Raw genomic sequence first — 25,619 nt, 5'->3', positions numbered from 1 at the left:
CCGCCTCCCCGCTGTGGACGTCCGGGGCCGCGCGCCCTTCCTCGAGGGCCCGCGGCCCCGCGTCATCGCCCACCGCGGCTTCGGCCGGCACGGTCCGGGCAACACCCTCGCCGCGTTCGAGCGGGCCCTCGACGCCGGCGCGGATCTGCTCGAGACCGATGTCCGGGCCTCGCTCGACGGGGTGGCGTTCCTGCAGCATGACGCCGAGATCGTCGACCGGGCCGGAGGGCGGCACCGGGTCGACCGGACCCGCGCCGAGGAGCTCTCGCTGCTGACCCTCGAGGGCGGCGAGCATCCGGCCACCCTCACCGAGGCGCTCGAACGCCTCCCCGAGGCGCGCTTCAACCTGGACGTGAAGGCGCGCGACGCGATCGGCCCGACGATCGCGGCCGTCCGCGCCGCCGGCGCCGAGAGACGCGTCCTCGTCACCTCGTTCTCCGAATCGCGCCGTCGACGCACTCGCCGCTCTCTCCCCGGGTCGGCGACCTCCGCCTCCGCTCCCCTGTTCGTGGCCGCCCTCGTGTCCGCCCACGCGAACGCGCCGTGGCTCGTGCGGCGCGTGCTCGCCGGGATCGACGCCCTCCAGGTCCCCGAGAGCGCCCTCGGTCTGCGCGTCGCGACACCGCGCATCCTGGCGCATCTGCACTCCTCCGGATGCGAGATCCACCTGTGGACGATCGACGATCCCGACCGGATGACCGAGCTGCTCGCGCTCGGAGTCGACGGCCTCGTCACCGACCGGACCGATCTCGCGCGCGACGCCGTCGACGCGTATCTCCGGGGCCCGGCGCAGCGCTCCTGACGACCGCGGAAATCCGCTCCCACCTGACTGTTCTCTGGCAAAGGCGGGCACCGCCGGACCACCCCCAGGTAGGCGGTCGACACTGGTCGGAGCACAGCGAGAGGAGACCACACAATGGCAGATCGAAGCTTGCGCGGCATGAGGCTCGGATCCCAGAGCCTGCAGAGCGAAGAAGGCGTCGTCTTCTCACCGCGTTCGACGTACGAGTACCACTGCTCGAATTGCGGCTACGACACCGACATGGTGTTCTCGGCCGACGCCGAAGCGCCGGAGACCTGGGAGTGCCGCTCCTGCGGCCACGAGGCCGTCCTGATGGTGGACTCGAAGCCCGTCGTCGTGGATCGGGGCGAGCAGAAGGCCGTCCGGACCCACTGGGACATGCTGCTCGAACGTCGCACCCGCGCGGAGCTGGAGGAGCTGCTCGAGGAGCGGCTCGCCTTCCTCCGTGCTCGGCGCGGCGAGCACAAGATCGGCGCTTAGCGCCGGTCCCGGGCCCGTCGCCGGGGCTCGCGCGTCCGCAGGACGAACGAGACCAGGGCGATCAGACCGGCGGCCAGGAAGTACCAGCCGAGGTCGCGGGCCCACACCAGAGCCGGGGTCGTGGTGGAGGCGAGGGGAACCTCGTCCACCATGGCACCCGGCTCGAACCATGTCAGGGAGTCGATCGTCTCCCCGTCGGGGCCGATGATGGCACTGGTGCCGACCGTCGAGATGTTGACGACGCTCCGGCCCGTCTCGATGGCCCGCAGGCGCGCGATCGCCAGCTGCTGGACGCTCTCGTCGGTCCGGCCGAAGTCGGCGTTGTTCGTCTGCGCGAGGATGACCTGCGCGCCGCCGTCGACCATCGCGTCGGTGAGCGCGTCGTCCGAGATGTCGAAGCAGATCGCGATGCCGGCGAGGATGCCGTCGATGTCGAAGACGTTGGAGCGGGTGCCGATCGAGTAGTCGCGACTGACCAGGTCGACGAGGTCCGGGGCGAACATCCGCCAGAACGCCCGGTCGGGCATGTACTCCGCGAACGGCACGGGGTGCACCTTGTCGTAGATCTGGGTCGCCCCCTCCCCCGCCTTCCAGAGCAGCGAGCTGTTGTAGAAGACGTCGTCCTCGGGGTTCGTGATCGTGCCCACGATGAAGGGCGCGTCCATCGTGCGGCTCAGGTAGTCGAGCACGGCCGCCGACTGCGCGTTCCTCGTCGGGTCGATGTCGACGCCGTTCTCGGGCCAGACGACCATGTCGACGTCCTCGTCGAGGATGGGCAGGGTCGCCGAGGTGTGATCCTCGAGGATCTGCCCGCGGTAGCTCTGCGAGAAGAGGCCGGCGTCCGAGTCACCCTGGATCGCGGCGATCCGTGCCGTGCCCTCCGTCGGCGCGGGCCACGCCGGGAAGACGAGGGCGACGATCGCGAAGCCGGCGACGACGGCGACCCGGCCGGTGGCCGGTACCGCGACCTCGCGCACCGCCTGGGCGAGCGTGGCGGCGAGGAACGCGACGACGAAGCTGAGACCGGCGAAGCCGACCCAGGCCGCGAGCTCCGCGAGCGGGCCCGTCGACTGCGAGAGGGCGAGCCTCCCCCAGGCGAACCCGCCGTAGGGCCACACGTTCGTGATCGTCTCGCGGCCCGCCCACAGCGCGGCCAGCAGCGCGGGGAGCCCGACCATCCGCCCGAGGGGTCCGGTCCACACGCGGTGACCCCGCGTCGAGACCACCGCCATCAGGCCGGCCGAGAGCGCGAAGAAGATCGCCTGGAGGCCCGCGAGGGCCGCCCACGGGACGAGGCCGAGGTAGAGCGTGAGCCACGAGATGTGGACGCCCCAGAACACGCCGCCGCCGACGAGGCCGACGAGAGCGCCGCTCCAGAAGCCGCGCCCCGCGAGGGCGAGGAGGATCGCGGCGGCGCCGACGATCGCGAGCGGCCAGACGTCGGCGTCGGGGAAGCCCTGGTCGAGCACGGCGCCGCCGAGTGCCGCCAGCGGCAGCGCCAGCCACAGCGGAGCGGTCCGCCCCGCGGGCGGCGTCATCGCGTCCCTCATGCGACCGAGGAGTAGGCGACGATCCCCCGGCGGACGGATTCGAGCGCGGTGCGAGCGGCACGCCCGACCTTGCCCTCGGCGACGACGGAGAGCTGGTCGAGGAGGTCGATGGTCTGCTTCGACCAGCGGACGAAGTCGCCCGCCGCCATGTCGGCCTCGCGCAGCACCGCGTCGAGCGGCATCCCCCGGGCCCACATGTTCATCGCCAGCGCGAGGCTGGTCGAGATCGGGTTGCTGCCGGGCAGGCGGTGCTCGCGCTCGACGTCGTCGAGTCGCGCCCAGAGCAGCTGGGTCTTCTCGAGCGCCTCGGGGAAGGTGCCGCGGGGCAGGTGCTTCTCCCCGAGCGTCCCCTCCTCGCGCCGCGGCTCGAAGACGAGGCAGCAGGCCATGGCGGCGAGTCCGGCGGGATCGAGCTCGGTCCAGGCCTGCTTGCGAAGGCACTCCGCGATCAGGAGGTCGCGCTCGCCGTATATCCGGCGCAGGGTGCGCCCGTTCGGGGTGAGCGAGAGCTCGCCGGAGTCGTCCCGGCGGAAGTAGCCGAGCTCCAGCAGGACCTCGGTGATGCGGTCGAAGATCCGCGCGACGGCCCCGGTCCGCGAGCGGATCTGGCGCTCGATCTCATCGGTCTCCTTGCGGAGCTTCCACCAGCGCTCGGCCCAGCGGGCGTGCTGCTCCCGGTCCGAGCAGGCGTGGCACGGGTGCGCCTTCATCCGCTTGCGAAGGACGTTGAGCTGACCCTGGCGCTTCTCGCGCTCGCTGTGGGAGGCCGACTCCTTGCGGACCGCACCCCTGCGCTCGAGCTCGCCGATCTCACGGCGGATCGCCGCGTACTGCTCGAAGTCGCCGAGGTGGCACTGCATCGCGGTGACGTACCCCTCCATCGACTGCTCCTGCTGCCGCACGCGGCGCGCGAGGTCGACGACGGAGCGGTCGGCCTGGAACTGCGCGAACGAGGACTCGAGGATCTCCCGCGTGCGGGTCCGGCCGAACTGCTCGATGAGGTTCGCCGCCATGTTGTAGCTGGGCCGGAAGCTCGAGTTGAGCGGGTAGGTGCGGCGGGAGGCGAGCGAGGCGACCGCCTGCGGATTCATCCCTCCGCGCCACTGGATGACGGAGTGGCCCTCGACGTCGATCCCGCGCCGGCCGGCCCGCCCCGTGAGCTGCGTGTACTCCCCCGGGGTGATCGGGACCCGCGCCTCGCCGTTGAACTTCTCGAGCTTCTCGAGCACGACCGTGCGGGCGGGCATGTTGATGCCGAGCGCCAGCGTCTCGGTCGCGAAGACGACCCGGACGAGGCGGCGGAGGAACAGCTCCTCGACGACCTCCTTGAACGCCGGCAGCATCCCCGCGTGGTGCGCGGCGACTCCGCGCTGCAGACCGTCGAGCCACTCCCAGTAGCCGAGCACGGCGAGGTCCTCGTCACGGATGGTCCGGCAGCGCTCCTCGACGATCTCGCGGATCTCGTCGCGCTCGTGGCGCTCGGTCAGCCGCACTCCCGAGCGGAGGACCTGGCGGACGGCCTGGTCGCAGCCGGCGCGACTGAAGACGAAGAAGATGGCGGGCAGCAGGTTCTTGCCGCGGAGGATCTCGACGACCTCGGAGCGCGGGACGAGATCCTCGGTGCGCGACTCCGCGTAGCGCCCACGGCCTCCGCGCTGCGAGCCGCGGCCGCCGCGCTCGACCCGGGAGCCGCCCTGCGCCAGACGGGCGAGCTCGGGATTGACGCGGTTGGTCGCCGCGCGCCCCGAGGAGTCGAAGAGGTCGAGGAGCTTGCCGCCCACCAGCACGTGCTGATCGAGCGGGACGGGACGCTCCTCGGAGACGATGACCTCGGTCTCGCCCCGGACGGTCTGCAGCCAGTCGCCGAACTCCTCGGCGTTCGACACCGTGGCGCTGAGCGAGACGAGCCGCACCCGCTGCGGGAGGTGGATGATGACCTCCTCCCACACGGCGCCGCGGAAGCGGTCGGCGAGGTAGTGCACCTCGTCCATCACGACGTAGGCGAGATCGCGCAGGAGGTCGGAGTCGGCGTAGAGCATGTTCCGCAGGACCTCGGTCGTCATCACGACGATCCGTGCCCGGGCGTTCACGTTCGAGTCGCCGGTCAGCAGACCGACCTCGGACGCTCCGTACTCGGCGACGAACTCCTGGAACTTCTGATTGCTGAGCGCCTTCATCGGCGTCGTGTAGAAGACCTTCGCGACCGGGTCCTGCATCGCCAGGTGGATCGCGAACTCGGCGACGGCCGTCTTGCCGGCGCCGGTCGGCGCGGCCACGAGGACGCTGCGGCCCTCGTCCAGGGCGCTGCAGGCCTCGTACTGGAAGGGGTCCAGGTCGAACGCCAGGGTCGAGCGGAACGTCTCGACCCTGGCGTGGCCCTGTCGTGTCCGGAACGCCGCGAAGCGCTCCGCCGGAGACGGCTCGGTCACGCGGGGAGGTCGGACGGGCTGCCGTCGAAGACCACCTGGCGCTTGGCGACGCGCTTGTCGTGCAGGATCGCGATGCCGCAGGCGGCGAAGAACAGGATGGTGATCGGGATCGCCAGCAGGAACATCGAGATCGGGTCGGCGGCCGGGGTCGCGATGGCGGTGAACAGGACGATGACCATGATCGCGATGCGCCACGACTTGATGAGCACCATGCCGGGCAGGATGCCGACGAAGTTGAGCAGCACCAGGAACACCGGCAGCACGAAGGCGACGCCCACCACGAGCACCAGCTTGAGCACGAAGTCGTAGTAGGTCTTCGCGCTCAGCACGCTGGCCGCATCGGAGCCGGTGAAGCTCGTCAGGAGCTCGACGATGTGCGGGAACACGAACCATCCGGAGGCGCAGCCGGCGAAGAACAGCGGGATCGCGGTCAGGATGAAGCCGAGACCGTAGCGCATCTCCTTGCCGGTGAGACCGGGGACCAGGAAGGCCCAGATCTGGTAGAGCCAGATCGGGCTCGCGATCACGATGCCGATGGTCATCGCGATCTGCAGCTTGAGGTCGAACGCGCCGGTGATCGTCTCGAAGTTGAGGACCGCCGTCTTGTTCTGATCGCGCGCCACCTCGGCGATGGGCGCCTTGAGCGCCTCGAGCACCCAGTCGGAGAGGAACCAGCCGGCGATGCAGCACACTGCGATCGCGATAGCCGCGATGAAGAGCCTGTTCCGAAGCTCGATCAGATGAGACCCGAGGGACATGCGTCCCTCGGGGTTCTTCTTCGAGCGCTTCGTCCGTGGCTTCTTCGCTGCCACAGACGTCATTACTTGATCGGGGTCTCGGGCGGCGTGGTCGTGCCGGCGCTGGTGGTGCCGGTCGCGGTCGAGCCGGGGACGGTGCCGTCGGCGGGACGCTCAGTGCCGTCCTCGTCCTTCATGGTCTTGACCTCGCTCTTGAAGATCCGCATCGACTGCCCGACACTGCGGGCGAGCTGCGGGAGCTTGGGCGCACCGAACAGGAGGAGGATCACGGCGAGGATGATGAGGAGGTGCCACCCCTGGAGGCCAGCGAACATTGCAGACTCACTTCACTTGTCGGTTGCGGTGTACCAGGAGCTTACCCCGTTCGATGCGCGCTGACCGTCGATCCTCAGCCCTGTCGCGGCGAGCGTCGCGACGTGTCTCGTGAGCACGCCGGACGGCGTCGCGGTTCGCGAAGAGCGACGAGGGCGGCCTCGCCTCGGCGGTGTCCGCGCCGTCGGGCGACAGCGCGTCGAGCTTCGCCGTGAGCTCGTCGATCCGCCCGAGGAGCTCCCGGCCCTTGCGCCAGTAGGAGAGCGCGAAGAGCACCAGCACGCCGAGGGCGAGCAGGGCGAGTCCGAGCCAGATCAGGATCCAGGACCACCAGGTCACGTCGACTCCTCGTCGTAGGCGCGCAGTGCCGCGCGGGTCCAGTCGGCCACCGCTCGACGGGCGGTGTCCGGGGCGACGACCGCGACGAGCCCGGGCAGCGAGGCGACGAGCCGCGTGAGCCCCTCGAGGTGGGCGACTCGGATGCGGACGACGACTCCGCCGCCCGCCTCCCCCGCCGGTGGGTCGGGGAACTCGGCGTCGACCGCGTAGTCACCCAGGAGCGCCACGGAGCCGGGCGCCATCCGCAGGTCGACGACGAGGTCCGAGGCCGAGGCCTCGAAGAGCCGCTCGGACAGGGTGACCTCGTTGCGCCTGCGCACGATCGGGGACCCGGTGTCGGTCAGCGAGCGCATCCGGTCGACGCGGAAGGTGCGGACTCCCTCGCGCAGGTGGCACCAGCCCCGGAGGTACCAGTCGCGGTCGACCGACTCGAGCAGGAAGGGGTCGACGACGCGCGACTCCGTCTCGCCGCGCGCGTTGCGGTAGTCGAAGGCGAGCTGCGTCCCCGTCGCCAGAGCGGTGCGGATCGTCGAGACCGCGGCGTCGGCACCCGTCCCCCGCGCCACCGCGACCGCGCTCGGGGCGGAGGAGGCGCCGCGCGCGAGCTTCCCCATCAGCGCGGCGATCCGGTCGTTGCCCTGGTTCTCGGGCAGAGCGGCCAGGTACTGCATCCCGGCGATGAGCGCCGCCGCCTCGCGGGCCGAGAAGCGCGGCGAGTCGTCGATGGCGACCTGCTGGGTCAGGACGATGTGGTCGTTCTCCTCGAGGTCGTCCCAGCTGATGTCGAACAGGTCGTTGGCCTGGTACTGCGAGGTCTCCCCCGGCACGCCGGAGACGGCGATGAGCCGCACGGCGCGGCGGACCTCCTCCTGGGCGATGTCGAAGTGCTGCGCCACCTCCTCGACGCTCACGCGGCCGCGGTCGAGGAGGTAGGGGACGAGGGAGAGCAGCACGGCGAGCCGATCGCGCGCCTGCAGGGTGCGGGGCCTAGCCATCGAGGGCACCACCGTGATCGGCGAGGGAGCGGCGCAGACGATCGACGACCTTCCGGCGGAGCTCCGCCGGCTCCAGCACGAGCACCTCCGGACCGTAGCCGGCCAGCTCGTCGGCGAGGATGTCGGGATCGGTGAAGTGGAGGCGCAGCGTGGCTGCTCCCTCCCCCTCGGACTCGGCGCGACGGCCGAGGCGGAGGGCGGCGTCGGAGTCGGCGGCGACCCGCACGAGGGCGGTGTTGCGCCGCAGGATCTCGTCGAGCTGCGCGAGCGCCGTCGCCGCGTGGTCGCCCTCCTCGACCGGCGCGGTCCGCCCCGCCGAGGCGACCGGGCCGACGATGCGGGCGAGGAGGAAGGTGCGCGTGCCCTCGGCCGCCTCGTCCCAGGCGTGCAGGTGCCAGCGACCCTGGTGGTTCACCAGGGCGCGCGGACGGACGGTGCGGAGCCGCGGCTCGTCCGCACCCGGCTTGAGGTACGGGAACCGGACGACCTGCCCGCGGTCGAGCGCGGCGCTGAGGGGCTCGAACGACGCCTCCCGCACGCGGATCGACGGGCTGACGCCGATCACCGGGTCGACGGACTCCACCCCGATCGAGCGGAGCTTGATCAGCGCGCGCCGGGACTCGGCCGACAGCGTCCCCTCGCGCCAGACCGCGCCGGCCAGGCGCAGCAGGGCGACCTCCTCGGGGTCGAACGAGATGTCGGCCGGCAGGTCGTAGCTGCGCTTGGCGATCCGGTAGCGCACGGTCTGCGTGTTCCCGGGGTCGCCGGGCGCGTCGACGGTCTCGATCGGGATGCCGAGCTCGCGCAGGTCGTCCTTGTCGCGCTCGAACTGCCGCTCGAGAGCGGCACGATCGCCGGCGTCGGAGCGCTGCCGGTAGCCCTGCACCGTCGAGAGCACGTCGGACTTCGTCAGACCGTTCTCGGCCGCGACGAGCGCGAGCACGAGATTGAAGAGACGCTCCTCGGCCGGGATGCGGCTCGAGGACGAGACGTCGGCAGGCACGCCCTCCAGTCTAGGGGCGGGCCCGTTCAGCTGATCGCGAGCACGTCGGCGACGAAGACGAGGGTCGACCCGGCGGGGATGCCCTGCTGCTCCGTGTCGCCGTAGCCCTCGTCGGGCGGGATGACCGCGATGACCTGCGAGCCGACGGGCTGGCCGATCAGCGCCTGGGCGAACCCGGGGATGACGGAGCCCTCCGCCGCGGTGAAGGTCGCGGGCGAGCCCTTCTCCCAGCTGGAGTCGAAGATCTCGCCGGTGCTCCAGAGCCATCCGGTGTAGTGGACGACGACCTGGTCGCCCTCCTCGACGACGGCGCCGTCGCCCTTCTTCAGCTGCGCGATCTCCAGCTCGGTGGGGGCGTCGCCCGAGGGCTTCGCGAGCCCGGGCGTGCCGTCCTCGCCGAGGGTGACCGTCGGGAAGCCGTTCGGCGCGGGCTGGGCCTCGCCGTCGGCGCGGGCGAGCGCGGCGGTCTGGATGTCGGCGACGAGCACGAGGGTGTCGTCGGCCGAGATGCCCAGCTGGGCGGAGGAGTCGCCGAAGCCGTCCTCGGGGGCGATCGCGATGGCGACCCGCGAGCCGACCTGGGTGCAGAGCAGGCCCTCGTTGAGGCCGACGAGGCCCGCGCCTCCGGCGACGAAGCTGGCGCGGCTCTCGCCGTCGTAGGGCGAGGCCTCGAGCACCGAGCCGTCGGCTCCGTTGACCAGCGTGTAGTCGAGGGTGATCAGCTGGCCCTTCTCGATCCGGTCGCCCGAGCCCTCGATGAGGGTGCTGACCTGCGAGCTGCTCGCCTTCAGCGGAGTGGGGACCGTCACCTCGGGAGCGGTGCCGAAGTCACCGCTCGCGGCGACGGCCGAGGACGAGTCGCCCGAGCCGAACGGCGCGTCGCAGTCGGCCGACGACGAGGACGCGGTGCATCCCGTGAGAGCGGCGACGATGCCGATGCTGGCGATGAGCGCGACGGTCCTGCGCACGGGTCCTCTATTCGTCGGGGTGGGAGTGGTGATGCCCGAGTGCGAGACGATCGGGAGGGGCCGAGAAGCCGCACTCAGCTTAGACGATGCCCTCGTCGTCACCGGGCTCGGCCGCGTCCTCGCCGAAGCCGCGGGCGCGCGAGAGCTCGGCGCTGGTCGCCGACTCGCGGACGCGCTTGCGCAGGCTCTTCGGGCTGACCACCCGCTCCCCCAGGGCGCCGGGCGTCCACGCCTCGACGTCCTCGTCGCTGAAGTCGGTCTTGGACGGCCGGCGCTTGAGCTCCGGGAGGACCGCACCCGGCGCGAGGCGGCGCGCGGTGATGAGGAAGCCGGTGTGGCCGATCATCCGGTGGTCGGGTCGGACGGCGAGGCCCTCGACGTGCCAGCCGCGCACCATCGTCTCGTTCGAGGCCGGGTTGGTGAACAGTCCGGAGGCGCGGATCGCCTCGGCCGTGCGCGAGAGCTGCGTCACGGTGGCGACGTAGCAGAGCAGCACTCCGCCCGGGGTGAGGGCGTCGGCGGCGACGTCGAGGCACTCCCAGGGGGCGAGCATGTCGAGGACCACGCGGTCGGCCTCGCCGGGCGCCACCGCCTCGGGGAGCGCGTCGACGAGGTCGCCGACGGTGACGCTCCAGTTGTCGGGCGTGTAGCCGAGGAAGGTCTCGACGTTGCCGCGGGCCACCTCTGCGAACTCCTCGCGCCGCTCGAACGACGACAGACGGCCGGTCGGGCCGACGGCGCGCAGCAGCCAGAGCGAGAGCGCACCCGATCCGACCCCGGCCTCGACCACGCGGGCGCCGGGGAAGACATCGGCCAGGGCGAGGATCTGCGCGGCGTCCTTCGGGTAGACGATCGCGGCTCCGCGCGGCATCGACATGACGAAGTCGGCCAGGAGGGGCCGCAGCGCCAGGTGCTCCACCCCGACGGTGTTGGTGACCACCGAGCCGTCGGGCAGCCCGATCACCGTGTCGTGCTCGATGCCTCCGCGGTGCGTGTGGAAGACCTTGCCCGGCACGAGGGTGATCGTGTTCATGCGGCCCTTGGGGCCGGTCAGCTGGACGCGGTCGCCCGCGCGGAAGGGTCCGGAATGCTGCAGTGCCTCACCGGTCATCGGCGGGCCTCCGTCTCGGTGGGGCGCGGCGGGGTGCCGCGGTGCTCGGTGGACACCTGCGCGAGGTCCGCGAGAGTGCGGCCCACGAGGGTGGGCCAGAGGGCGTAGGGGGCGTCGACGTCGAGGTCGAGCTGGTGCGGGACTCCGATGGCGGCGGCACCCGAGGCGACGGCCGACGCGAGACCCGCGTGCGAGTCCTCGATGGCGACGCAGTGCGCCACCTCGACGCCGAGCGTCTGCGCAGCGAGGAGGTACGCCTCCGGGTGCGGCTTGCTCTGCTCGACCATGTCGCCGCTGACGACCGTGTCGAAGGCGGCGAACGGGAGGCGGTCGACGACCGCGTGCGCCATGCGTCCGATCGACATCGTGACGAGCGCCTGCGGGACTCCGGCGCCGCGGACGGCCCCGAGGAGCTCGAGGGCGCCGGGGCGCCACGGGATGCTCTCCGCGAGGCGGGCGATCACCTCGTCGGTCATGCGGTCGATGATCGCCTCGATCGGCAGATCGACGCCCTTGCCCTGCAGGATGCGGGCGGAGGCGGGCAGGCCGGAGCCGACGAGGCTCATCGCGTCCTCGTGGGTCCAGACGCCGCCGAAGGAGGCGACGAGGGCGTGCTCGGACGCCATCCAGTAGGGCTCGGTGTCGACGAGCGTGCCGTCCATGTCCCAGAGGACGGCGGCCGGGGCGTCCACGGAGGCGGGGGTCCGGCCGGGGGACGTCGGGGCGGTGGTGTCGGCAGTCACGAGCGTCCATGGTACCGGGCGGCCGTGGGGCGGTCCCGGTACGCGGACAGCGGAAAGCCCCGGGGGCGGCGGAGCGGTCGGAGGCCGGGTCCTATCCTGGTCGGACGGGGACCGGCGCAGCCTGCGCGCCCCGGACGACGAGCCGAACGCGGAGACCTCACCTATGAACGTGATCAAGGGGAACGTCCTGGTCGTGGCCTTCGAGGGCTGGAACGACGCGGGCGACGCCGCCAGCGGAGCCGTGCGCCTCGTCAAGGACGACGGCGACTACGTCCCCCTGTTCGCCGTCGACGCCGAGCAGTACTACGACTTCCAGTACACCCGTCCGATGCTCTCGATCGGCGAGGACGGCCGGCGCACCCTCTCGTGGCCCGGCACCCAGATCTTCGGCCCCGCCGACACCTCGGTCGACGCCGAGAGCGCCCTCTACGTGATGATCGGCACCGAGCCCTCGCGCAGCTGGAAGAGCTTCGCCGCCGAGGTCGTCGACGCGATGCTCGCGATCGACATCTCCACCGTCGTCTTCCTCGGCGCGATGCTCGCCGACGTGCCGCACACCCGGCCGATCTCGATCTTCGCCTCGAGCGAGAACGCCGAGCTGCGCACCGAGTTCGAGCTCGAGCGCTCGAGCTACGAGGGCCCGGTCGGGATCCTCAGCGTGATCGGCGAGGCCGCCGCGAAGGTGGGCATCCCCGCCGTCTCGGTCTGGGCCTCCGTGCCGCACTACGTGCACAACGCGCCGTCGCCCAAGGCGATGCTCGCCCTGCTCGAGAAGCTCGAGGAGGTCGTCGGAATAGCGATCCCGCGCGGCGACCTCGTCGAGGAGGCCCAGGAGTGGGAGCACGGCATCGACGCGCTCGCCGCCGACGACGAGGAGATGGCCGCCTACATCGCGCAGCTCGAGCAGGCGCGCGACACCGTCGACTCCCCCGAGGCGAGCGGCGAGGCGATCGCGCAGGAGTTCGAGCGCTACCTCCGCCGCCGCGGCGACGGCCGCTCCGGCGAGGAGCCCTGGCGCTCCTGAGGGCGGTTCACTCCGGCCGGGGCGCCTCCGCCGCGATCAGGCGAGTCTGACGCCCAGCAGGGCGTCGACCGCGGCGCGCAGGAGCGCCGGGTCGTCGACTCCGCCGAGGGCCGCCTCGTCGACCACGGCGAGGGCCGCCGGGGTGTCGAGGTCGTCGGCCAGAGCCGCGCGGAGGCTCGCGAGCGTGTCGAGAGCCGAGACGGGTCCGGGCCGCTCGAGCGACGCCTCCCATCGCGCGAGGCGGTCGACAGCGCTCGGCAGGTCGCCGGCGAGCCACTCCCAGTCGGAGCGGTAGTGGTGCGCGAGCAGGGCCAGCCGGATCGCGCGGGCATCGGCGCCCTCGGCCCGCAGGCGGGAGACCAGCACGAGGTTGCCGAGCGACTTGCTCATCTTCTCGCCCTGGTAGGCGACCATCCCGGCATGCGCGTAGGCGCCGGCGAGGGGCCGGCCGGACAGGGAGGCGGCGTGCGCGGCACTGAACTCGTGGTGCGGGAAGACGAGGTCGCTCCCGCCGCCCTGCACGGTGAAGTCGGCGCCGAGGCGGTCGAGCGCGATCACCGAGCACTCGATGTGCCAGCCGGGGCGGCCGCGTCCCACCGGCGAGTCCCAGGCCGGCTCGCCCGTGCGCTCGGCGCGCCAGAGCAGCGGATCGAGGGGGTCGCGCTTGCCTGCGCGAACGGGATCGCCGCCGCGCTGGGCGAACAGGCGGGACATCGTCCCGCGATCGAGCCGGCTCTCGGCGCCGAGGTGCCAGACCGCGCCCTCGGCGGCCGCGATGTCGTAGTAGACGTCCTCGCCTCCGTCGACGGCCGAGTCGGGAGTCGGCACGCGGTAGGCGACACCGTCGCGCTCGAGACGCGCCACCGCCTCCGCGATCGGCTCGATCGTCTCGGTGACGCCGACGTAGTGCGCGGGCGGCAGGATGCGCAGCGCGGCCATGTCGCCGCGGAACAGCTCCACCTGCTGCTCGGCGAGCTCTCGCCAGTCGACTCCGGTCGCCGCGGCGCGCTCGAGCAGCGGGTCGTCGACGTCGGTGACGTTCTGCGCGTACTCGACCGTGCTGCCGGCGTCGAGCCACACCCGCTGAAGGGTGTCGAAGGCGAGGTACGTGGAGGCGTGGCCGAGGTGGGTGGCGTCGTACGGCGTGATCCCGCAGACGTAGAGGCGGGCGACTCCGTCGGTGCCCGCCGCCTCGACGAGGCCGCCGGTCGCGGTGTCGTGCACGCGGGGAGCGCTGCCCCGCCCCGGGAGGACGGGGACGGCCGCGGCGGTCCAGGCGCGCACTAGGCGGCGATGGCGCCGGTGGACAGCGCGATCATGAGGGCGACGCCGAGGAGGATGCGGTAGATCACGAACGGCAGGAAGCTGCGGCGCGAGATGTAGCCCATGAAGAACGCGATGACCACGAAGCCGACCACGAACGCGACCACGGTCGCGACGAGGGTCTCGAGCCCGCCGACCTGGATCTGGTTCGGCAGGACCTCGGGGTCGCTGAGGCTCTTGTAGAGCTGGTAGAGACCGCTGCCGAAGACGGCGGGGATCGCCAGGAGGAACGAGTAGCGCGCCGCCGCCTTGCGCTCGTAGCCCATGAACAGGCCGGCGGTGATGGTGCCGCCCGACCGCGAGACGCCCGGGACGAGAGCGAGCGCCTGCGCGCCTCCGTAGATGAGGCCGTCGCGCACGTTCAGATCGCGGAGGCGGCGCTTCTTCGCGCCGACGGCGTCGGCGATGCCGAGCAGGATGCCGAAGACGATCAGCGTCGTCGCGACGACCCAGAGCGAGCGGAGCGTGGTCTCGATCGCGTCCTGGAAGAGCAGACCGAGGACGATGATCGGGATGCTGCCGATGATGATCAGCCAGCCCATGCGGGCGTTGGCGTCGGTGCGCGGGACCCGTCCGACGAGCGAGCGGCACCAGTTCGACACGATCTTCACGATGTCGCGCCAGAAGTAGATGATGACCGCGGTCTCGGTGCCCAGCTGCGTGATGGCGGTGAACGCCGCTCCGGTGTCCCGCCCGTCGAGACCCGGCAGCAGCTCGCTGACGATCCGCAGGTGGGCGCTGGAGGAGATGGGGAGGAATTCGGTCAGACCCTGGACGAGTCCCAGGATCAGCGCGTCGAGCAGGCCCATGCGTCACTTTCGAGGAGGGCTGGGGCGTCGTCGGCCAGCAGGCGGTCGGTGGCGGTCGGATCTGACCTCAGGATCGCAGGAGGAGATCGGTCAGGACCTTCCTGCCAAACACTAGTGCGTCGAGTGGGACCCGCTCATCGACCCCGTGGAACAGCGCCGGGAAGTCGAGCGAGCCCGGGAGCTGGAGCGGAGCGAACCCGTACCCGGTGATCCCGAGCAGCGAGAGGGCCTTGTTGTCGGTGCCTCCCGACAGCAGATAGGGCAGCACCTCGGCGCCGGGGTCGAAGCGGCGGAGGGAGGCGGCCATGCTCTCGACGAGCGGACCGGCGAAGGGCACCTCGAGCCCGATGTCGCGGTGCTGGACCAGGATCTCGACGTGCTCGCCGGCGAGGACCCTGATGCGCTCGAGCACGACGTCCTCCTCCCCCGGGAGCACCCGGACGTCGATCGTCGCCTCGGCGGTGTCGGGGATCACGTTCGCCTTGTAGCCGGCCGACAGCATCGACGGATTGGCCGTCGTGCGCAGGGTCGCCGCGATGAAGCGCGAGGCGGTGCCGGTGGCGAGAGCGAGCTCCTCCGGAGTGCTGCGCTGAGGGTCGTGGCCGAGGATGCGCGCGACCTCGTCGAGCAGCTGGCGGGTCGTGTCGGTGAGGCGCGTCGGCCACTCCTCGCTGCCGATGCGCGCGATCGCCTCGGCCAGGCGGGTCACCGGGTTCTCGCGGTTGATCTGCGAGCCGTGCCCCGCAGTGCCGTGGGCGCGGAGGGTCAGCCACATCAGGGCCTTCTCGCCGGTCTGCACGAGGTAGGCGCGCTTCCCGTCGAGCTCGATCGAGTAGCCGCCGACCTCGCTGATGGCCTCGGTCGCTCCCGCGAAGAGCTCGGGCTGCGTCTTCACGAGGTGCGCGGAGCCGCGGACTCCGCCCGCCTCCTCGTCGGCGAAGAAGGCCACGACGAGATCGCGCGAGGGCTTCCTGCCCGAGCGGAGGATGTCGCCGAGGGAGGCGAGGATCATCGCGTCCATGTTCTTCATGTCGACGGCACCCCGGCCCCAGAGCATGCCGTCCTTGACCACCCCGCCGAACGGATCGACGCTCCAGTTGTCCGCGATCGCGGGCACCACGTCGAGGTGGCCGTGCACGACGAGAGCGCCTCGCTCGCGGTCCTCCCCCGCGACTCGCGCGACGACGCTCGTGCGACCGGGATCGGAGTCGATCAGGACCGGCTCGAGACCGAGATCGCGCAGGTGCGCGGCCACGTACTCGGCCGCCTCGCGCTCGGGCTCGGCCCGGCCGTCGCCGTAGTTGCTCGTGTCGAAGCGGATGAGGTCGCGTGCGATCCGCGCGGTCTCGTCGAGGCCGGCCTCGTCGAGGGCGATCTCGGTGGGCGCGGGCAGGTCGTCGCGGTGGGGCGTCGTCATGCGAGCAACGGTACCGCGGGGGTCGGACGCGGGCGCCCGGACGGTGGCGTACGGGCCCCTCAAACCGTGCTAATGTCTTCTTCGGCCGCGGAAACGCAGGCTGGAAACAACACTCGTCCGGGTGGCGGAAATGGCAGACGCGCTAGCTTGAGGTGCTAGTGCCCGTATAGGGCGTGGGGGTTCAAGTCCCCCCTCGGACACCGATCAGAACCCCCGCATCTTCGTGAGAAGGTGCGGGGGTTTCTTCGTGTCGGGCGGTCGATCCGCTCTTCTCACCAAAACCGAAGAACGCTAGGGTTCGGAACGCACACCGCTCAACGACGAGTAAGGACGTTCTGTGTCACTCTCTCCCTCCGCCCGGCGCACGCGCCTGGGCCTGCTCTCGCTCCTCGCCGCCTCCGCGCTCGGCGCAGGAGGACTGGTCGCCGCCGGATCCGCCTCCGCGGCCACCGTCGCCGACTGCGTCCGCTCGCTCCCGGCGGGCGACTCCACCGTCGGCGTCCCCTTCGGCGGGACGACCTACGACGTGCTCGTGCACGTGCCCGCCGACGCCGGCGACGGCGCGCTCCCCCTGGTCCTCGATCTGCACGGGTCGAACAGCAACGGAGGCGTCCAGGCCGGCATCTCCGACCTGGCATCGGTCGCCGACCAGAAGGACTTCATCGTCGCGAATCCGACCGGGGCGATCGAGTTCGAGAAGACGCTCGAGGACGGCAACTGGGCCTGGAACGTCCCGGGAGTCCCCCTCACCTCCGGCACCTTCCCGCCCGAGGGATCCCGCGACGACGTGGCCTTCCTCTCGAGCGTCGTCGAGACCCTCTCGGCCCAGGGCTGCGTCGACCCCGGCAGCGTCTTCGCGACCGGGTTCTCGGGCGGCGGCCGGATGGCGTCCGCGCTCGCCTGCACCCGCGCGGACCTCTTCGCCGCCGTCGCACCCGTCGCAGGGCTCCGCGCCGGACGAGCGGACCTCGACGACCTCACCACCATCGAGGCCGGATCCTGCGCACCCGCCCGGCCGGTGTCGGTGCTCACCTTCCACGGCACCGCCGACGCCGTGAATCCGTTCGACGGCAACGAGGATCCGCGCTGGGGGTACAGCGTCGCGACAGCGACGGCCGGCTGGGCGTCGCTCGACGACTGCGGGGGCGAGCCGGTCACGACGGCCGTCACCGCCGAGGTCGGTCGCGCCGTCCTGGACGACTGCGCCGACGGCACGAGCGTGGAGGCCTACGCGATCGAGGGCGGCGGGCACACCTGGCCCGGGACGGCCGTCGATCTGGAGGCCTCGGGCCTGGGCGTGGTGAACCGCAGCATCAGCGCCTCCGAGATCATGTGGGACTTCTTCGCAGCACACGCGCGGACGTCGGAGCCGAGCCCCGAGCCGACCGCCACCGCGACTCCGGAGCCCACCGTCACCGCGACCCCCGAGCCGACCGCGACTCCCGAGCCCACCGCCACCGCTTCTCCGACCGCGACTCCCGAGCCGACCGCATCGTCTCCGACGACCGCGCCGACCGCCGCTCCTGCCGCGGGCTCAGGACCGCACCGAGGCGCGCTGGCCGAGACCGGCGCCTCCGCCTCCCTGCCCCTCGGAACGGCGGCGATGCTGCTCGCCGCCGGCGGTGCGCTGCTGCTCGCTCGACGGCGTCGCGCCTGACGGACTCCCCTCGCCGGGGAACCGGATCCTCGCGAGACACCGTGCTGACGCCGGTGTCTCGCCGGGAACCGGTTCCCCGGTGCTCAGGAGGCGGGCGTGAGCGCTGCCGACGACCAGCCGAGCGCCGGGGCGATGGAGTCGGCGACGGTCTGCAGCAGGCGGGCGTTGTACTCGACGCCGAGCTGGTTGGGGACGGTGAGCAGGAGCGTGTCCGCCTCCTGCACCGCGACGTCGGCCGCGAGCTCGGCGGCGATCACGTCGGGCTCGCCGGTGTAGCTGCGGCCGAAGCGCGCTCGCACTCCCTCGAGGGAGGCGACCTGGTCGCGCTCGCCGCGGCCGCCGAAGTAGAGGCGGTCGAGGTCGCTCGTGATCGGGAGGACGCTCCGCGAGACGGAGACGCGCGGAGTGCGCTCCCAGCCGGCGTCGGCCCACGCCGAGCGGTACTCGCGGATCTGGCGGGCCTGCAGCTCGTCGAAGGGGATCCCCTCCTCCTCGAGCAGCAGCGTGGACGACTGCAGGTTCATGCCCTGCTCGGCCGCCCAGCGCGCCGTCGCGAAGCTGCCGGCACCCCACCAGATGCGGTCCTCGAGGCCCGGGGAGCGCGGCTCGATCGCGAGCGGGGCCGAGACCCCGGTGCGGGAGGGGTCGGACTCGGCCACGGGGGCTCCGGCGAGCGCCTCGCGGAAGAGCTGCACCTTGCGACGGGCGAGATCGGCGTCCGTCGTGCCCTCCTGGGGCACGTAGCCGAACGCCTCGGAGCCGCGCAGCGCAGTCTCGGGTGATCCCCGGCTCACGCCGAGCTCGAGCCTGCCGCCCGAGATGAGGTCGGTGGCCGCGGCCTCCTCCGCCATGTAGAGCGGGTTCTCGTAGCGCATGTCGATGACGCCGGTGCCGATCTCGATGCGGCGGGTACGGGCGGCGATGGCCGACAGCAGCGGGAACGGCGAGGCCAGCTGCGGGGCGAAGTGGTGGACGCGGACGTAGGCGCCGTCGATGCCGATCTCCTCCGCCGCCTCGGCGAGCTCGATGGTCTGGAGCAGGACGTCGCGCGCGGTGTGCGTCAGCGAGCCCTGCACCGCCTGGTAGTGGCCGAAGGAGAGGAAGCCGATGCGCGAGACCATGTCGTCCTCAGCGTCGGAGTGGCCCGCGCTATTCCCTCGGACGCTCCTCCACAGAGGCGATGACGCGCGAGTTGTCCACAGATCGCTGTTCTCGACCCTGGACGCTCCCCCGCCGTTCCTAGGGTCTTCCGCATGCAGACGCTCCGTGACAGACCGGCCGAGGCCCGTTCGATACCCGTATGGTGTCCGGACCCCGCCTCCCTCCCCGACCAGCCGCGCTCCGCGGGTCGAACGATCGGATCGAACCCCATGGCCGCTCTCCTGCTCGCCCTCCTCTCCGCCGTCGCCTACGGAGTCAGCGACTTCCTCGGCGGGCTCGCCTCCAGGAGGGTCGCCGCGCTCCGGGTCGTCCTGGTCTCGTACCCCGTGTCCGCCTTCGTGATCGCCGCCCTGGCGCCGTTCGCCGGAGGGCGCCTCGACACGGCGTCCCTGCTGTGGGGAGCGGCGTCCGGCGCCGTGATGGCCGTGGCCATGTGGTGCTTCTACCTGGCGCTCGCCGAGGGCCCGATGAGCATCGTCTCGCCGGTGACGGCCGTGATGGTGGCCGGAGTGCCAGTGGTCGTCGGAGTCGCACTCGGCGAGCGGCCGTCCCCGGTCTCGCTGGTCGGCATCCTCCTGGCCGTCGCCGCGATCGTCCTCGTGAGCCGCGAAGCAGCGGCATCGGGGCAGGGGCGCCGCTTCACGCCGAGGGTGGCACGACTCACCCTCGGAGCGGGTACCTGCTTCGCGCTGAGCTTCGTCTTCACCGACCGCATCGACGGCGGCTCCGGGCTCTGGGCGCTCGTGGCCGCGCGTGTGGTCGCCTCCTGCCTCGTCGCGGTCGCGGCGACGCGGACGACGCGCACGGCACCGCTCCGCGGACGGCTCCTCGTGCTCGCCGTCGGCGTCGGGCTCCTCGACGTCGTCGCGAACATCGGCATGCTCTACGCCTTCCGCGACGGCATGCTCTCGCTCGTGAGCGTCCTCATCGCGCTCTACCCCGCCGTCACCGTGGGACTCGCCGTCGCCGTGCTGCGCGAACGCCTCGGTCCGGGCCAGTGGCTGGGCATGGCGCTCGCGACCGGCGCCGTCGTCACGATCGCGGTGGCGGGATGAGCGCGCCGCGCACCGTCGGGGAGACCTCTCCGGCAGGGCACCGGAGACCGGCCGGTTCCCGGGTCGTCTTCGAGCGGGAGGCGCTCACTCTGCCGGAGGCTCACGATCTGATGGAGGAGATCCGCTCCTCCTTGACGATCACGGGATACAGCCGGGCGGAGTGGAGCGGTCGCAGGATCGTCTTCTCCGCGCGAGACTCCGCGTCCGGCGCGCTCGTCGGCGCGGCACTCGTCCACCGCCTGATCGGCGGCTGGAGCGAAGTGGCCGTGCTGTTCGTCCGAGAGCCTCACCGCGGCGTGGGCACCGGTGCCGGCCTGCTCGCCGAAGTCGTGCGGCAACTTCCCTCGGACAGGCTCCTCCTCTACTTCTGCGAGGACCGGATGGCCCGTCTCGCCACGGAGGCCGGGTTCACCGTCCACGCGGATCCCTCAGACATCACCCGCAGGTCGTGGGCCGATCGTGTCTTCTTCTCGATCCTCTACCCGCTCCAGTGGCGTGCAGACGCCTACCGGCGGTCGGAGATGAGGCGCAAGCGCGAGCGGTACGGCTGCTCGTTCGACTTCTCCCTCGCCACACTCGACCGCCGAGACCACCCGATCACGAAGGACCTGCCATGAACTCCACCGACACCCCGCTCGACCGACTGCGCGAACACCGCTTCGAGGGAGAGGCGGACGACCTGCTCGTCGAGATCAATGCATCGATCGACGTCGACGTCCGATTGGCCTCCGTCGACGTCCGCGGCTCGCTCGCCCACCTCGACATGCTCCGGCGCTGCGGCATCCTCCAGGAGGACGAGGCAGACATCCTGGCCGACGGTCTTCGGACGGTCGAGGAGGAGATCCGGACAGGGACGTTCCCCGTCGACCGCTCCCTCGAGGACATCCACATGAACATCGAGGCCCGACTGCAGACACTCGTCGGACCCGTCGCGGGGAGGCTCCACACCGCTCGATCACGGAACGATCAGGTGGCTCTCGATTCGCGCCTCTGGGTCCGCGACGCGGCGACACGAGCCGATCAGCTGCTCGAAGGGCTGATCGACGCGCTCCTCGACCGTGCCGAGACGGAGGCAGGCTCGGCGATGCCCGGCTTCACCCACCTGCAGGTCGCGCAGCCGGTGACGATCGGGCACCACCTCCTCGCCTACGCCGAGATGTTCCAGCGCGATCGCGACCGCTTCCTCTGCGCGAACGCCCGGGCGGACGAGTCCCCGCTCGGTGCAGCCGCTCTGGCAGGCACGGGCTTCCCGATCGACCCCACCGCCACCGCAGCGGCCCTCGGCTTCAGCCGACCCATGCGCAACTCGATCGACGCGGTCTCGGACCGGGACTTCCTGCTCGACTTCCTCGCGGCCGGAGCGATGCTCGGCATCCACCTCTCGCGGATCTGCGAGGAGCTGGTGATCTGGAGCACTCCCCAGTTCGGTTATGTCACGCTGCCCGACGGATTGACGGCGGGATCCTCGATCATGCCGCAGAAGCGCAATCCGGACGCGGCCGAACTCGTGCGGGCGAAGTCCGGACGGCTGGTCGGCGATCTGGTGTCCCTGCTCGTCGTGATGAAGGGCCTGCCACTCGCCTACAGCCGGGACATGCAGGAGGACAAGTCCGCGGTCTTCGACGCCTCCGACACTCTCGAGATCTGTCTCCGCACGATGACGGCGATCGTCCGCGGACTGACCTTCGACACCGATCGCACCCGAGACGACGCCTCTCGGGGCGGCTCGCTCGCCACGGAGCTCGCCGACTGGCTGGTGCAGAAGCGTGGACTGCCGTTCCGCGACGCGCACGGCGTCGTCGGCGCCGCGATCCGCGCGCTCGAGACCCGCGGGCTGGAGCTGCGCGACGCCGATCCGGACCTCCTCGTCGAGTACTCGGATCACTTCCGCGACCTCCCCGCCACCGTGCTCAGTGTCGACAGCGCTCTTCACCGCCGCGACTCGACCGGAGGAACCGCGCCCGACCGGGTGCGATTGGCGGTGTCCGCCTTCCGAGCCCTCGCCGCGGAGGATCCGACGAGGACGCCTGCCGGAGAGCGGAGCATCCGATGACCGGATCGGGGTACCGCGTCGTCCTCGCCTACTCCGGAGGCGTGGACACCACCGCGTGCATCCCCTACCTCCGGCACGAGATGGGCTGCGACTACATCGTCGCGATGGCGGTGGATCTGGGGCAGGGCGACGAGCTGGAGCCGATTCGCCAGAAGGCGCTCCTCGCAGGAGCCGACGAGGCGATCGTCCTCGACGCGAAGGAGCGCTTCGTCGATCAGTACGGGTTCGCCGCGCTCGCCGCCAACGCCGTCCATGACCTGCATTACCCGCTCGCGTCAGCGCTCGGACGACCGCTGATCGCCGAGCTGCTGGTCGAGACCGCCCGGGCGTACCGCTGCGAGGCCGTCGCTCACGGCGCGACGGGCAAGGGCAACGACCAGGTGCGGATGGACCTCGGCGTCGCGCTGCGCGACTCGGACCTCGTCGTCCTCGCTCCGGCCCGCGAGTGGGGCTTCACGCGCGCACAGACGATCGCCTACTCCGAGTCGTTCGGCGTTCCGCCCCATGTCACTCCTGACCGGCCCTGGGCGATCGATCTGAACATCCTCGGCCGCAACATCGAGGCGGGTCCGATCGAGGATCTCGACTGGGAGCCGTCCGAGGATGTCTGGGCGCTGACGACGGCGCCCTCCGATGCCCCCGACGAGGCCGACTACGTCGACGTGACCTTCGAGAACGGCCGACCGGTCGCCCTCGATGGACAGCGCCTCGACCCGCTCTCGCTGGTGGAAGCGCTGAACGCTCGGGCGGGAGCGCACGGCGTCGGGCGCATCGACATGCTCGAGAACCGCGTGGTCGGCGTCCTCTCGCGAGAGCTCTATGAGGCACCCGCGCTGACCGTCCTCCTCCGCGCGCACCTCGAACTCGAGATGCTGGTCCTGCCACCGGATGTGCTCCACCACAAGCGCGGCCTCGACGGCGCCTACGGGAAGCTCGTCTACGACGGACTGTGGCACGGCCCACTCCGGTCGGCGCTCGACGCGTTCGTCGCCTCCACCCAGCAGTACGTCGACGGCACCATCCGGCTGCGCCTGTTCAAGGGGTCGGCGACGGTCGTCGGGCGCGAGGCGCCCAATCCTCTGTACCGACGCGACCTGGTCACCTACGGCGAGGGCTCCACCTTCGACCAGAGCAGTGCGATCGGATTCATCGACCTCTTCGGGCTGCCGGGCCGCACCTGGGCACAGGCGCACGGCGTGTGAACGGCAGCGCTCAGACCGCCTCGAAGTCGGCGGAGACAGACGCCGAGACCTCGATGTCCTCCGGCTTGAGGGCGAGGGGCTCCTCCTGACCGCCGAACTTCGCCGCTCGGCTCATCAGGGCGGAGCCCCCTTCGCTGCGGGTGTGCGGCCGGAGGCCGGGCTCGAAGAGCGTCAGCACACGGATCTCGCCGAGGCCGAGTGCGGAGGCGTAGGCCGCGGCGCGCTCACGGGCGTCGCGCACCGCCGCGATCCGGACCTCGCGCTCGGCCGTCGCCCGATGCGCGGCCGTCACGTCCCAGTCGACACCCGACACCACCACACCCGGCAGCTCCGACACCGACGCCACCCAGCGTCCGAGCGCGTCGAAGTCGCGGTACTTCACCCGGACGCTCGCCGCGGCGACGTGGAAGAGCTCGGTGACGTCGGAGTCCTTGAGGTAGCGGTGCACCGTCGAGACGGAGACCTGGTCGGCGGACCACCAGGTCGCGACACCCGCCGCCTGCTCGGCGACCGCCTCCTCGCGGACCCTCGCGTGCACCGAGGTCACCTCGGACAGCGCCTGCGACCGCGACCGCGACTCGCGCCGGATCTCGAGACGGACGGTGCCTCGCTCGGCGGGCAGGAAGTGCTGAGCGTTCCCAGCGACGGTGATGGTGGCCATCGCCCCATCGTGCCGCATCCGGCGTCGTCACGTCCGGAGGGGATCCGCCCTCCGGATCCGCTCGGCGAGGGCCCGCTCGACGGCGAGGTTGCTGAGCACCTGCTCGCGATGCCCGCCGCGGGCGGGCGGGACGACCTCGCCGGAGCGGGGATCGACGAAACCGCGCAGGGTGCGCTCCCCCTCGGCGATCGACTCCTCGAGGAGCTCGAGTCGGTGGGCGAGACGGTCCGACTCGAAGGTCTCGGCGGAGATCCGGTCCTCGTTCGGGTGGCGGGTGGTGCGGGCGGAGGTGCTCATGGTGATCCGATCCATCGGGGCGCCCGTCAGCGGCGCCGTCCCCAGGGAGACACGCAGAACCGTCGACGATGACGCAGTGGCGCGGAATGCACCGCCAAAGTGGCGCGAAGTGCCCGCGGGCTTCGTCAGCCCCGGAAGACCGAGAGCTGCTCGTTCCCGATGATCGCGAGGGTGCGCACCAGCCGCGTGTAGCGCTCGACCAGCGCCGCCTCCTCCGACCCCTGACCGAGCAGGGCCGAGATGCTCTCGGCGGGGAACAGTCCGACGATCTCCATCGCGACCGCGCGGGCGTGCTCGAACGAGAGGGCGTGCGCGTACTCCAGCGCCCGTGCGAGCTGGGGCCGTTCGCCCGCGGACGGCCCGGACGCCGATCCCGGATCGGCGGCATGGGCCAGGACGGCGACGAACACGCGCGCGATCTCGTCGACCCGCAGGGCCCGGACCAGGGTCAGGAGACGGGACGAGACGCGGGAGACCCCCCGGGCGAGGAGCTCGCCGCTGAGTGCGCGCACCTCGATGACGTCCCCGCCGACGAAGTCGCCCGAGACGCGCTTGATCCCCGAGGCGAACAGGCTCGAGCCGGCGTCGATGCTGCGCTCGGCCTCGAGGTTGATCTCGACGCGTCCGCGGGCGGTCGCGACTCCGGAGATCCAGCGCTGCTCGACGACGGGATGCGCGTGGACCGCGCGGACGAGGGTGCCGGGGCCCGGGTCGCTCAGCGCGCTCAGGATCACCTCGGGTGTGCGGGAGCCGGCGATCCGGGTCGAGACGCCGTTGTGCGCGGCCAGCTCGGCCGCCCGGAGCTTCGAGCGGATCCCGCCGCGGCCGGTGCCGCCCTTCTGGACGCCGATGCCGCGCAGCTCGGCGATGCCCAGCTCGTCGAGGTGGACGCCCTCGGCGATGCTCCCGGCGAAGACGCCCGGCACATCGGTGAGCAGCAGGAGCAGGTCGGCGCCGAGGAGCATGGCCAGAGCGCCGGCCACGCCGTCGTTGTCGGAGCCGGCCGAGTCGATGGTGTCGTTGCCGTTGACCACGGGGACGACGCCGGCGTCGAGAGCGTGGCGGATCGCCTCCGCCACGTGCGCCATCTGCGACGGGGACGCGAGATCGGACTCGCCGATCAGGATCTGCGCGACGAGGGAGCCCGAGAGCTCCGCCACCGAGCGGTAGAAGCCCATCAGGACGGTCTGACCGACGGCGGCCGCGAGGCGGGGGCTGATCGGGGCGTCCTGCGAGCGGGCGAAGAGGGCCCGCCCCGACGAGACGGCCCCGGAGGAGACGAGGACCACGTCCCAGCCGGCGGCGCGAGCGGCGAACGCGCTCTCGAGAGCGCTCGCCAGCAGCACGGGATCCGGGCCGGACTGCTTCGTCACCGAGCTGGAGCCCATCTTGACCACGAGGGTCCGCCTCCGGGAGTCGGTCGAGGGCTCGGCGGAATCGGGCAGGGCGTCGGGCATGGCTCCCATGGTA

25 protein-coding genes and 1 tRNA gene are annotated in these 25,619 nt (G+C 71.7%); 9 read left to right on the top strand and 17 right to left on the bottom strand.

What is annotated here, in order from left to right; translation table 11 throughout:
- Positions 1–13: 13 nt before the first annotated feature.
- Together GSU68_RS08845 and GSU68_RS08840 are read left to right on the top strand one after the other, a co-directional pair.
- Positions 14–802 carry a glycerophosphodiester phosphodiesterase family protein gene (locus tag GSU68_RS08845; RefSeq protein ID WP_208544672.1) on the top strand — a complete coding sequence of 263 codons (789 nt, stop codon included), beginning with the start codon at positions 14–16 and terminating at the stop codon, positions 800–802.
- A gap of 114 nt (positions 803–916) precedes the next feature.
- Positions 917–1,282 carry an RNA polymerase-binding protein RbpA gene (locus GSU68_RS08840; RefSeq protein WP_159907364.1) on the top strand — a complete coding sequence of 122 codons (366 nt, stop codon included), beginning with the start codon at positions 917–919 and terminating at the stop codon, positions 1,280–1,282.
- Here GSU68_RS08840 and lnt read toward each other — a convergent pair.
- The 10 genes from lnt to GSU68_RS08790 form a co-directional block, all read right to left on the bottom strand.
- A complete protein-coding gene (lnt, locus tag GSU68_RS08835) occupies positions 1,279–2,820 on the bottom strand; it encodes an apolipoprotein N-acyltransferase (RefSeq protein WP_159907362.1) in 1,542 nt (513 codons plus the stop codon). The two genes, GSU68_RS08840 and lnt, sit on opposite strands and share 4 nt — an antisense overlap.
- An 8-nt stretch (positions 2,821–2,828) precedes the next feature.
- A complete protein-coding gene (locus GSU68_RS08830) occupies positions 2,829–5,261 on the bottom strand; it encodes a DEAD/DEAH box helicase (protein ID WP_159907360.1) in 2,433 nt (810 codons plus the stop codon).
- On the bottom strand, positions 5,258–6,082 hold the full coding sequence (gene tatC, locus GSU68_RS08825; protein WP_348272517.1) for a twin-arginine translocase subunit TatC: 825 nt from the start codon (positions 6,080–6,082) through the stop codon (positions 5,258–5,260). The genes GSU68_RS08830 and tatC overlap by 4 nt, the downstream gene beginning before the upstream one ends.
- Positions 6,082–6,333, bottom strand: a complete 252-nt coding sequence (tatA, locus tag GSU68_RS08820; RefSeq protein WP_159907358.1) for a Sec-independent protein translocase subunit TatA — start codon at positions 6,331–6,333, stop codon at positions 6,082–6,084. The genes tatC and tatA overlap by 1 nt, the downstream gene beginning before the upstream one ends.
- Before the next feature lie 7 nt (positions 6,334–6,340).
- Positions 6,341–6,670 carry a hypothetical protein gene (locus GSU68_RS08815; protein WP_159907356.1) on the bottom strand — a complete coding sequence of 110 codons (330 nt, stop codon included), beginning with the start codon at positions 6,668–6,670 and terminating at the stop codon, positions 6,341–6,343.
- Complete coding sequence (locus tag GSU68_RS08810; RefSeq protein ID WP_159907354.1) at positions 6,667–7,665, bottom strand: WYL domain-containing protein; 999 nt, start codon at positions 7,663–7,665, stop codon at positions 6,667–6,669. The genes GSU68_RS08815 and GSU68_RS08810 overlap by 4 nt, the downstream gene beginning before the upstream one ends.
- Positions 7,658–8,668: a WYL domain-containing protein gene (locus tag GSU68_RS08805; RefSeq protein ID WP_159907352.1), complete on the bottom strand. Its 1,011-nt coding sequence runs from the start codon at positions 8,666–8,668 to the stop codon at positions 7,658–7,660. Before GSU68_RS08805 ends, GSU68_RS08810 begins: the two co-directional genes overlap by 8 nt.
- Before the next feature lie 26 nt (positions 8,669–8,694).
- Positions 8,695–9,636: an FKBP-type peptidyl-prolyl cis-trans isomerase gene (locus tag GSU68_RS08800; protein ID WP_159907350.1), complete on the bottom strand. Its 942-nt coding sequence runs from the start codon at positions 9,634–9,636 to the stop codon at positions 8,695–8,697.
- Between the two features lie 79 nt (positions 9,637–9,715).
- Complete coding sequence (locus tag GSU68_RS08795; RefSeq protein ID WP_159907348.1) at positions 9,716–10,747, bottom strand: tRNA (adenine-N1)-methyltransferase; 1,032 nt, start codon at positions 10,745–10,747, stop codon at positions 9,716–9,718.
- A complete protein-coding gene (locus tag GSU68_RS08790; protein ID WP_279631064.1) occupies positions 10,744–11,490 on the bottom strand; it encodes an HAD family phosphatase in 747 nt (248 codons plus the stop codon). Before GSU68_RS08790 ends, GSU68_RS08795 begins: the two co-directional genes overlap by 4 nt.
- 163 nt (positions 11,491–11,653) lie before the next feature.
- On the opposite strand from GSU68_RS08790, the gene GSU68_RS08785 reads away from it, so the two are divergent.
- The gene (locus GSU68_RS08785; RefSeq protein WP_159907346.1) at positions 11,654–12,514 is read left to right on the top strand and encodes a PAC2 family protein; all 861 of its coding nucleotides are present in this window, start codon (positions 11,654–11,656) and stop codon (positions 12,512–12,514) included.
- A 36-nt stretch (positions 12,515–12,550) separates the two neighbouring features.
- On the opposite strand, the gene mshC is transcribed toward GSU68_RS08785, so the two are convergent.
- The 3 genes from mshC to GSU68_RS08770 all read right to left on the bottom strand — a co-directional run bounded on the left by mshC (position 12,551) and on the right by GSU68_RS08770 (position 16,063).
- Positions 12,551–13,798: a cysteine--1-D-myo-inosityl 2-amino-2-deoxy-alpha-D-glucopyranoside ligase gene (gene mshC, locus GSU68_RS08780; protein WP_159907344.1), complete on the bottom strand. Its 1,248-nt coding sequence runs from the start codon at positions 13,796–13,798 to the stop codon at positions 12,551–12,553.
- Positions 13,798–14,646, bottom strand: coding sequence for an undecaprenyl-diphosphate phosphatase (locus GSU68_RS08775; protein WP_159907342.1), 849 nt, complete (start codon positions 14,644–14,646; stop codon positions 13,798–13,800). The genes mshC and GSU68_RS08775 overlap by 1 nt, the downstream gene beginning before the upstream one ends.
- Before the next feature lie 67 nt (positions 14,647–14,713).
- Positions 14,714–16,063 (bottom strand): M20/M25/M40 family metallo-hydrolase, encoded by a 1,350-nt coding sequence (locus GSU68_RS08770; RefSeq protein ID WP_159907340.1) that lies wholly within the window; start codon positions 16,061–16,063, stop codon positions 14,714–14,716.
- A gap of 115 nt (positions 16,064–16,178) precedes the next feature.
- On the opposite strand from GSU68_RS08770, the gene GSU68_RS08765 reads away from it, so the two are divergent.
- Positions 16,179–16,263, top strand: a tRNA-Leu gene (locus tag GSU68_RS08765).
- A 137-nt stretch (positions 16,264–16,400) separates the two neighbouring features.
- Positions 16,401–17,720 carry a PHB depolymerase family esterase gene (locus GSU68_RS08760; RefSeq protein ID WP_159907338.1) on the top strand — a complete coding sequence of 440 codons (1,320 nt, stop codon included), beginning with the start codon at positions 16,401–16,403 and terminating at the stop codon, positions 17,718–17,720.
- A gap of 83 nt (positions 17,721–17,803) precedes the next feature.
- Here the strand turns inward: GSU68_RS08760 and GSU68_RS08755 are convergent, their stop codons facing one another.
- Positions 17,804–18,841 carry an LLM class flavin-dependent oxidoreductase gene (locus GSU68_RS08755; RefSeq protein ID WP_159907336.1) on the bottom strand — a complete coding sequence of 346 codons (1,038 nt, stop codon included), beginning with the start codon at positions 18,839–18,841 and terminating at the stop codon, positions 17,804–17,806.
- Between the two features lie 249 nt (positions 18,842–19,090).
- On the opposite strand from GSU68_RS08755, the gene GSU68_RS08750 reads away from it, so the two are divergent.
- The 4 genes from GSU68_RS08750 (at position 19,091) to GSU68_RS08735 (ending at position 23,191) form a co-directional block, all read left to right on the top strand.
- Entirely contained in the window at positions 19,091–19,936 is an 846-nt protein-coding gene (locus tag GSU68_RS08750) for an EamA family transporter (RefSeq protein WP_159907334.1), read from the top strand.
- A 131-nt stretch (positions 19,937–20,067) separates the two neighbouring features.
- Positions 20,068–20,553 (top strand): hypothetical protein, encoded by a 486-nt coding sequence (locus GSU68_RS08745; protein WP_159907332.1) that lies wholly within the window; start codon positions 20,068–20,070, stop codon positions 20,551–20,553.
- Positions 20,550–21,989: an argininosuccinate lyase gene (gene argH, locus GSU68_RS08740; protein ID WP_159907330.1), complete on the top strand. Its 1,440-nt coding sequence runs from the start codon at positions 20,550–20,552 to the stop codon at positions 21,987–21,989. The genes GSU68_RS08745 and argH overlap by 4 nt, the downstream gene beginning before the upstream one ends.
- Positions 21,986–23,191, top strand: coding sequence for an argininosuccinate synthase (locus GSU68_RS08735; protein WP_159907328.1), 1,206 nt, complete (start codon positions 21,986–21,988; stop codon positions 23,189–23,191). Before argH ends, GSU68_RS08735 begins: the two co-directional genes overlap by 4 nt.
- Positions 23,192–23,201: 10 nt before the next feature.
- Here GSU68_RS08735 and GSU68_RS08730 read toward each other — a convergent pair whose 3' ends face one another.
- From GSU68_RS08730 to proB, 3 genes are all read right to left on the bottom strand, one after another.
- Positions 23,202–23,852, bottom strand: coding sequence for an SIMPL domain-containing protein (locus tag GSU68_RS08730; RefSeq protein WP_159907326.1), 651 nt, complete (start codon positions 23,850–23,852; stop codon positions 23,202–23,204).
- A gap of 27 nt (positions 23,853–23,879) precedes the next feature.
- A complete protein-coding gene (locus tag GSU68_RS08725; protein WP_159907324.1) occupies positions 23,880–24,149 on the bottom strand; it encodes a hypothetical protein in 270 nt (89 codons plus the stop codon).
- 125 nt (positions 24,150–24,274) lie between these two features.
- On the bottom strand, positions 24,275–25,606 hold the full coding sequence (gene proB, locus GSU68_RS08720; protein WP_159907322.1) for a glutamate 5-kinase: 1,332 nt from the start codon (positions 25,604–25,606) through the stop codon (positions 24,275–24,277).
- Positions 25,607–25,619: the final 13 nt, after the last annotated feature.

The sequence above is a fragment of the Rathayibacter sp. VKM Ac-2759 genome (assembly GCF_009834225.1).
GTDB lineage: Bacteria > Actinomycetota > Actinomycetes > Actinomycetales > Microbacteriaceae > Rathayibacter.
This window is presented reverse-complemented; position numbering and strand designations above follow the sequence as displayed.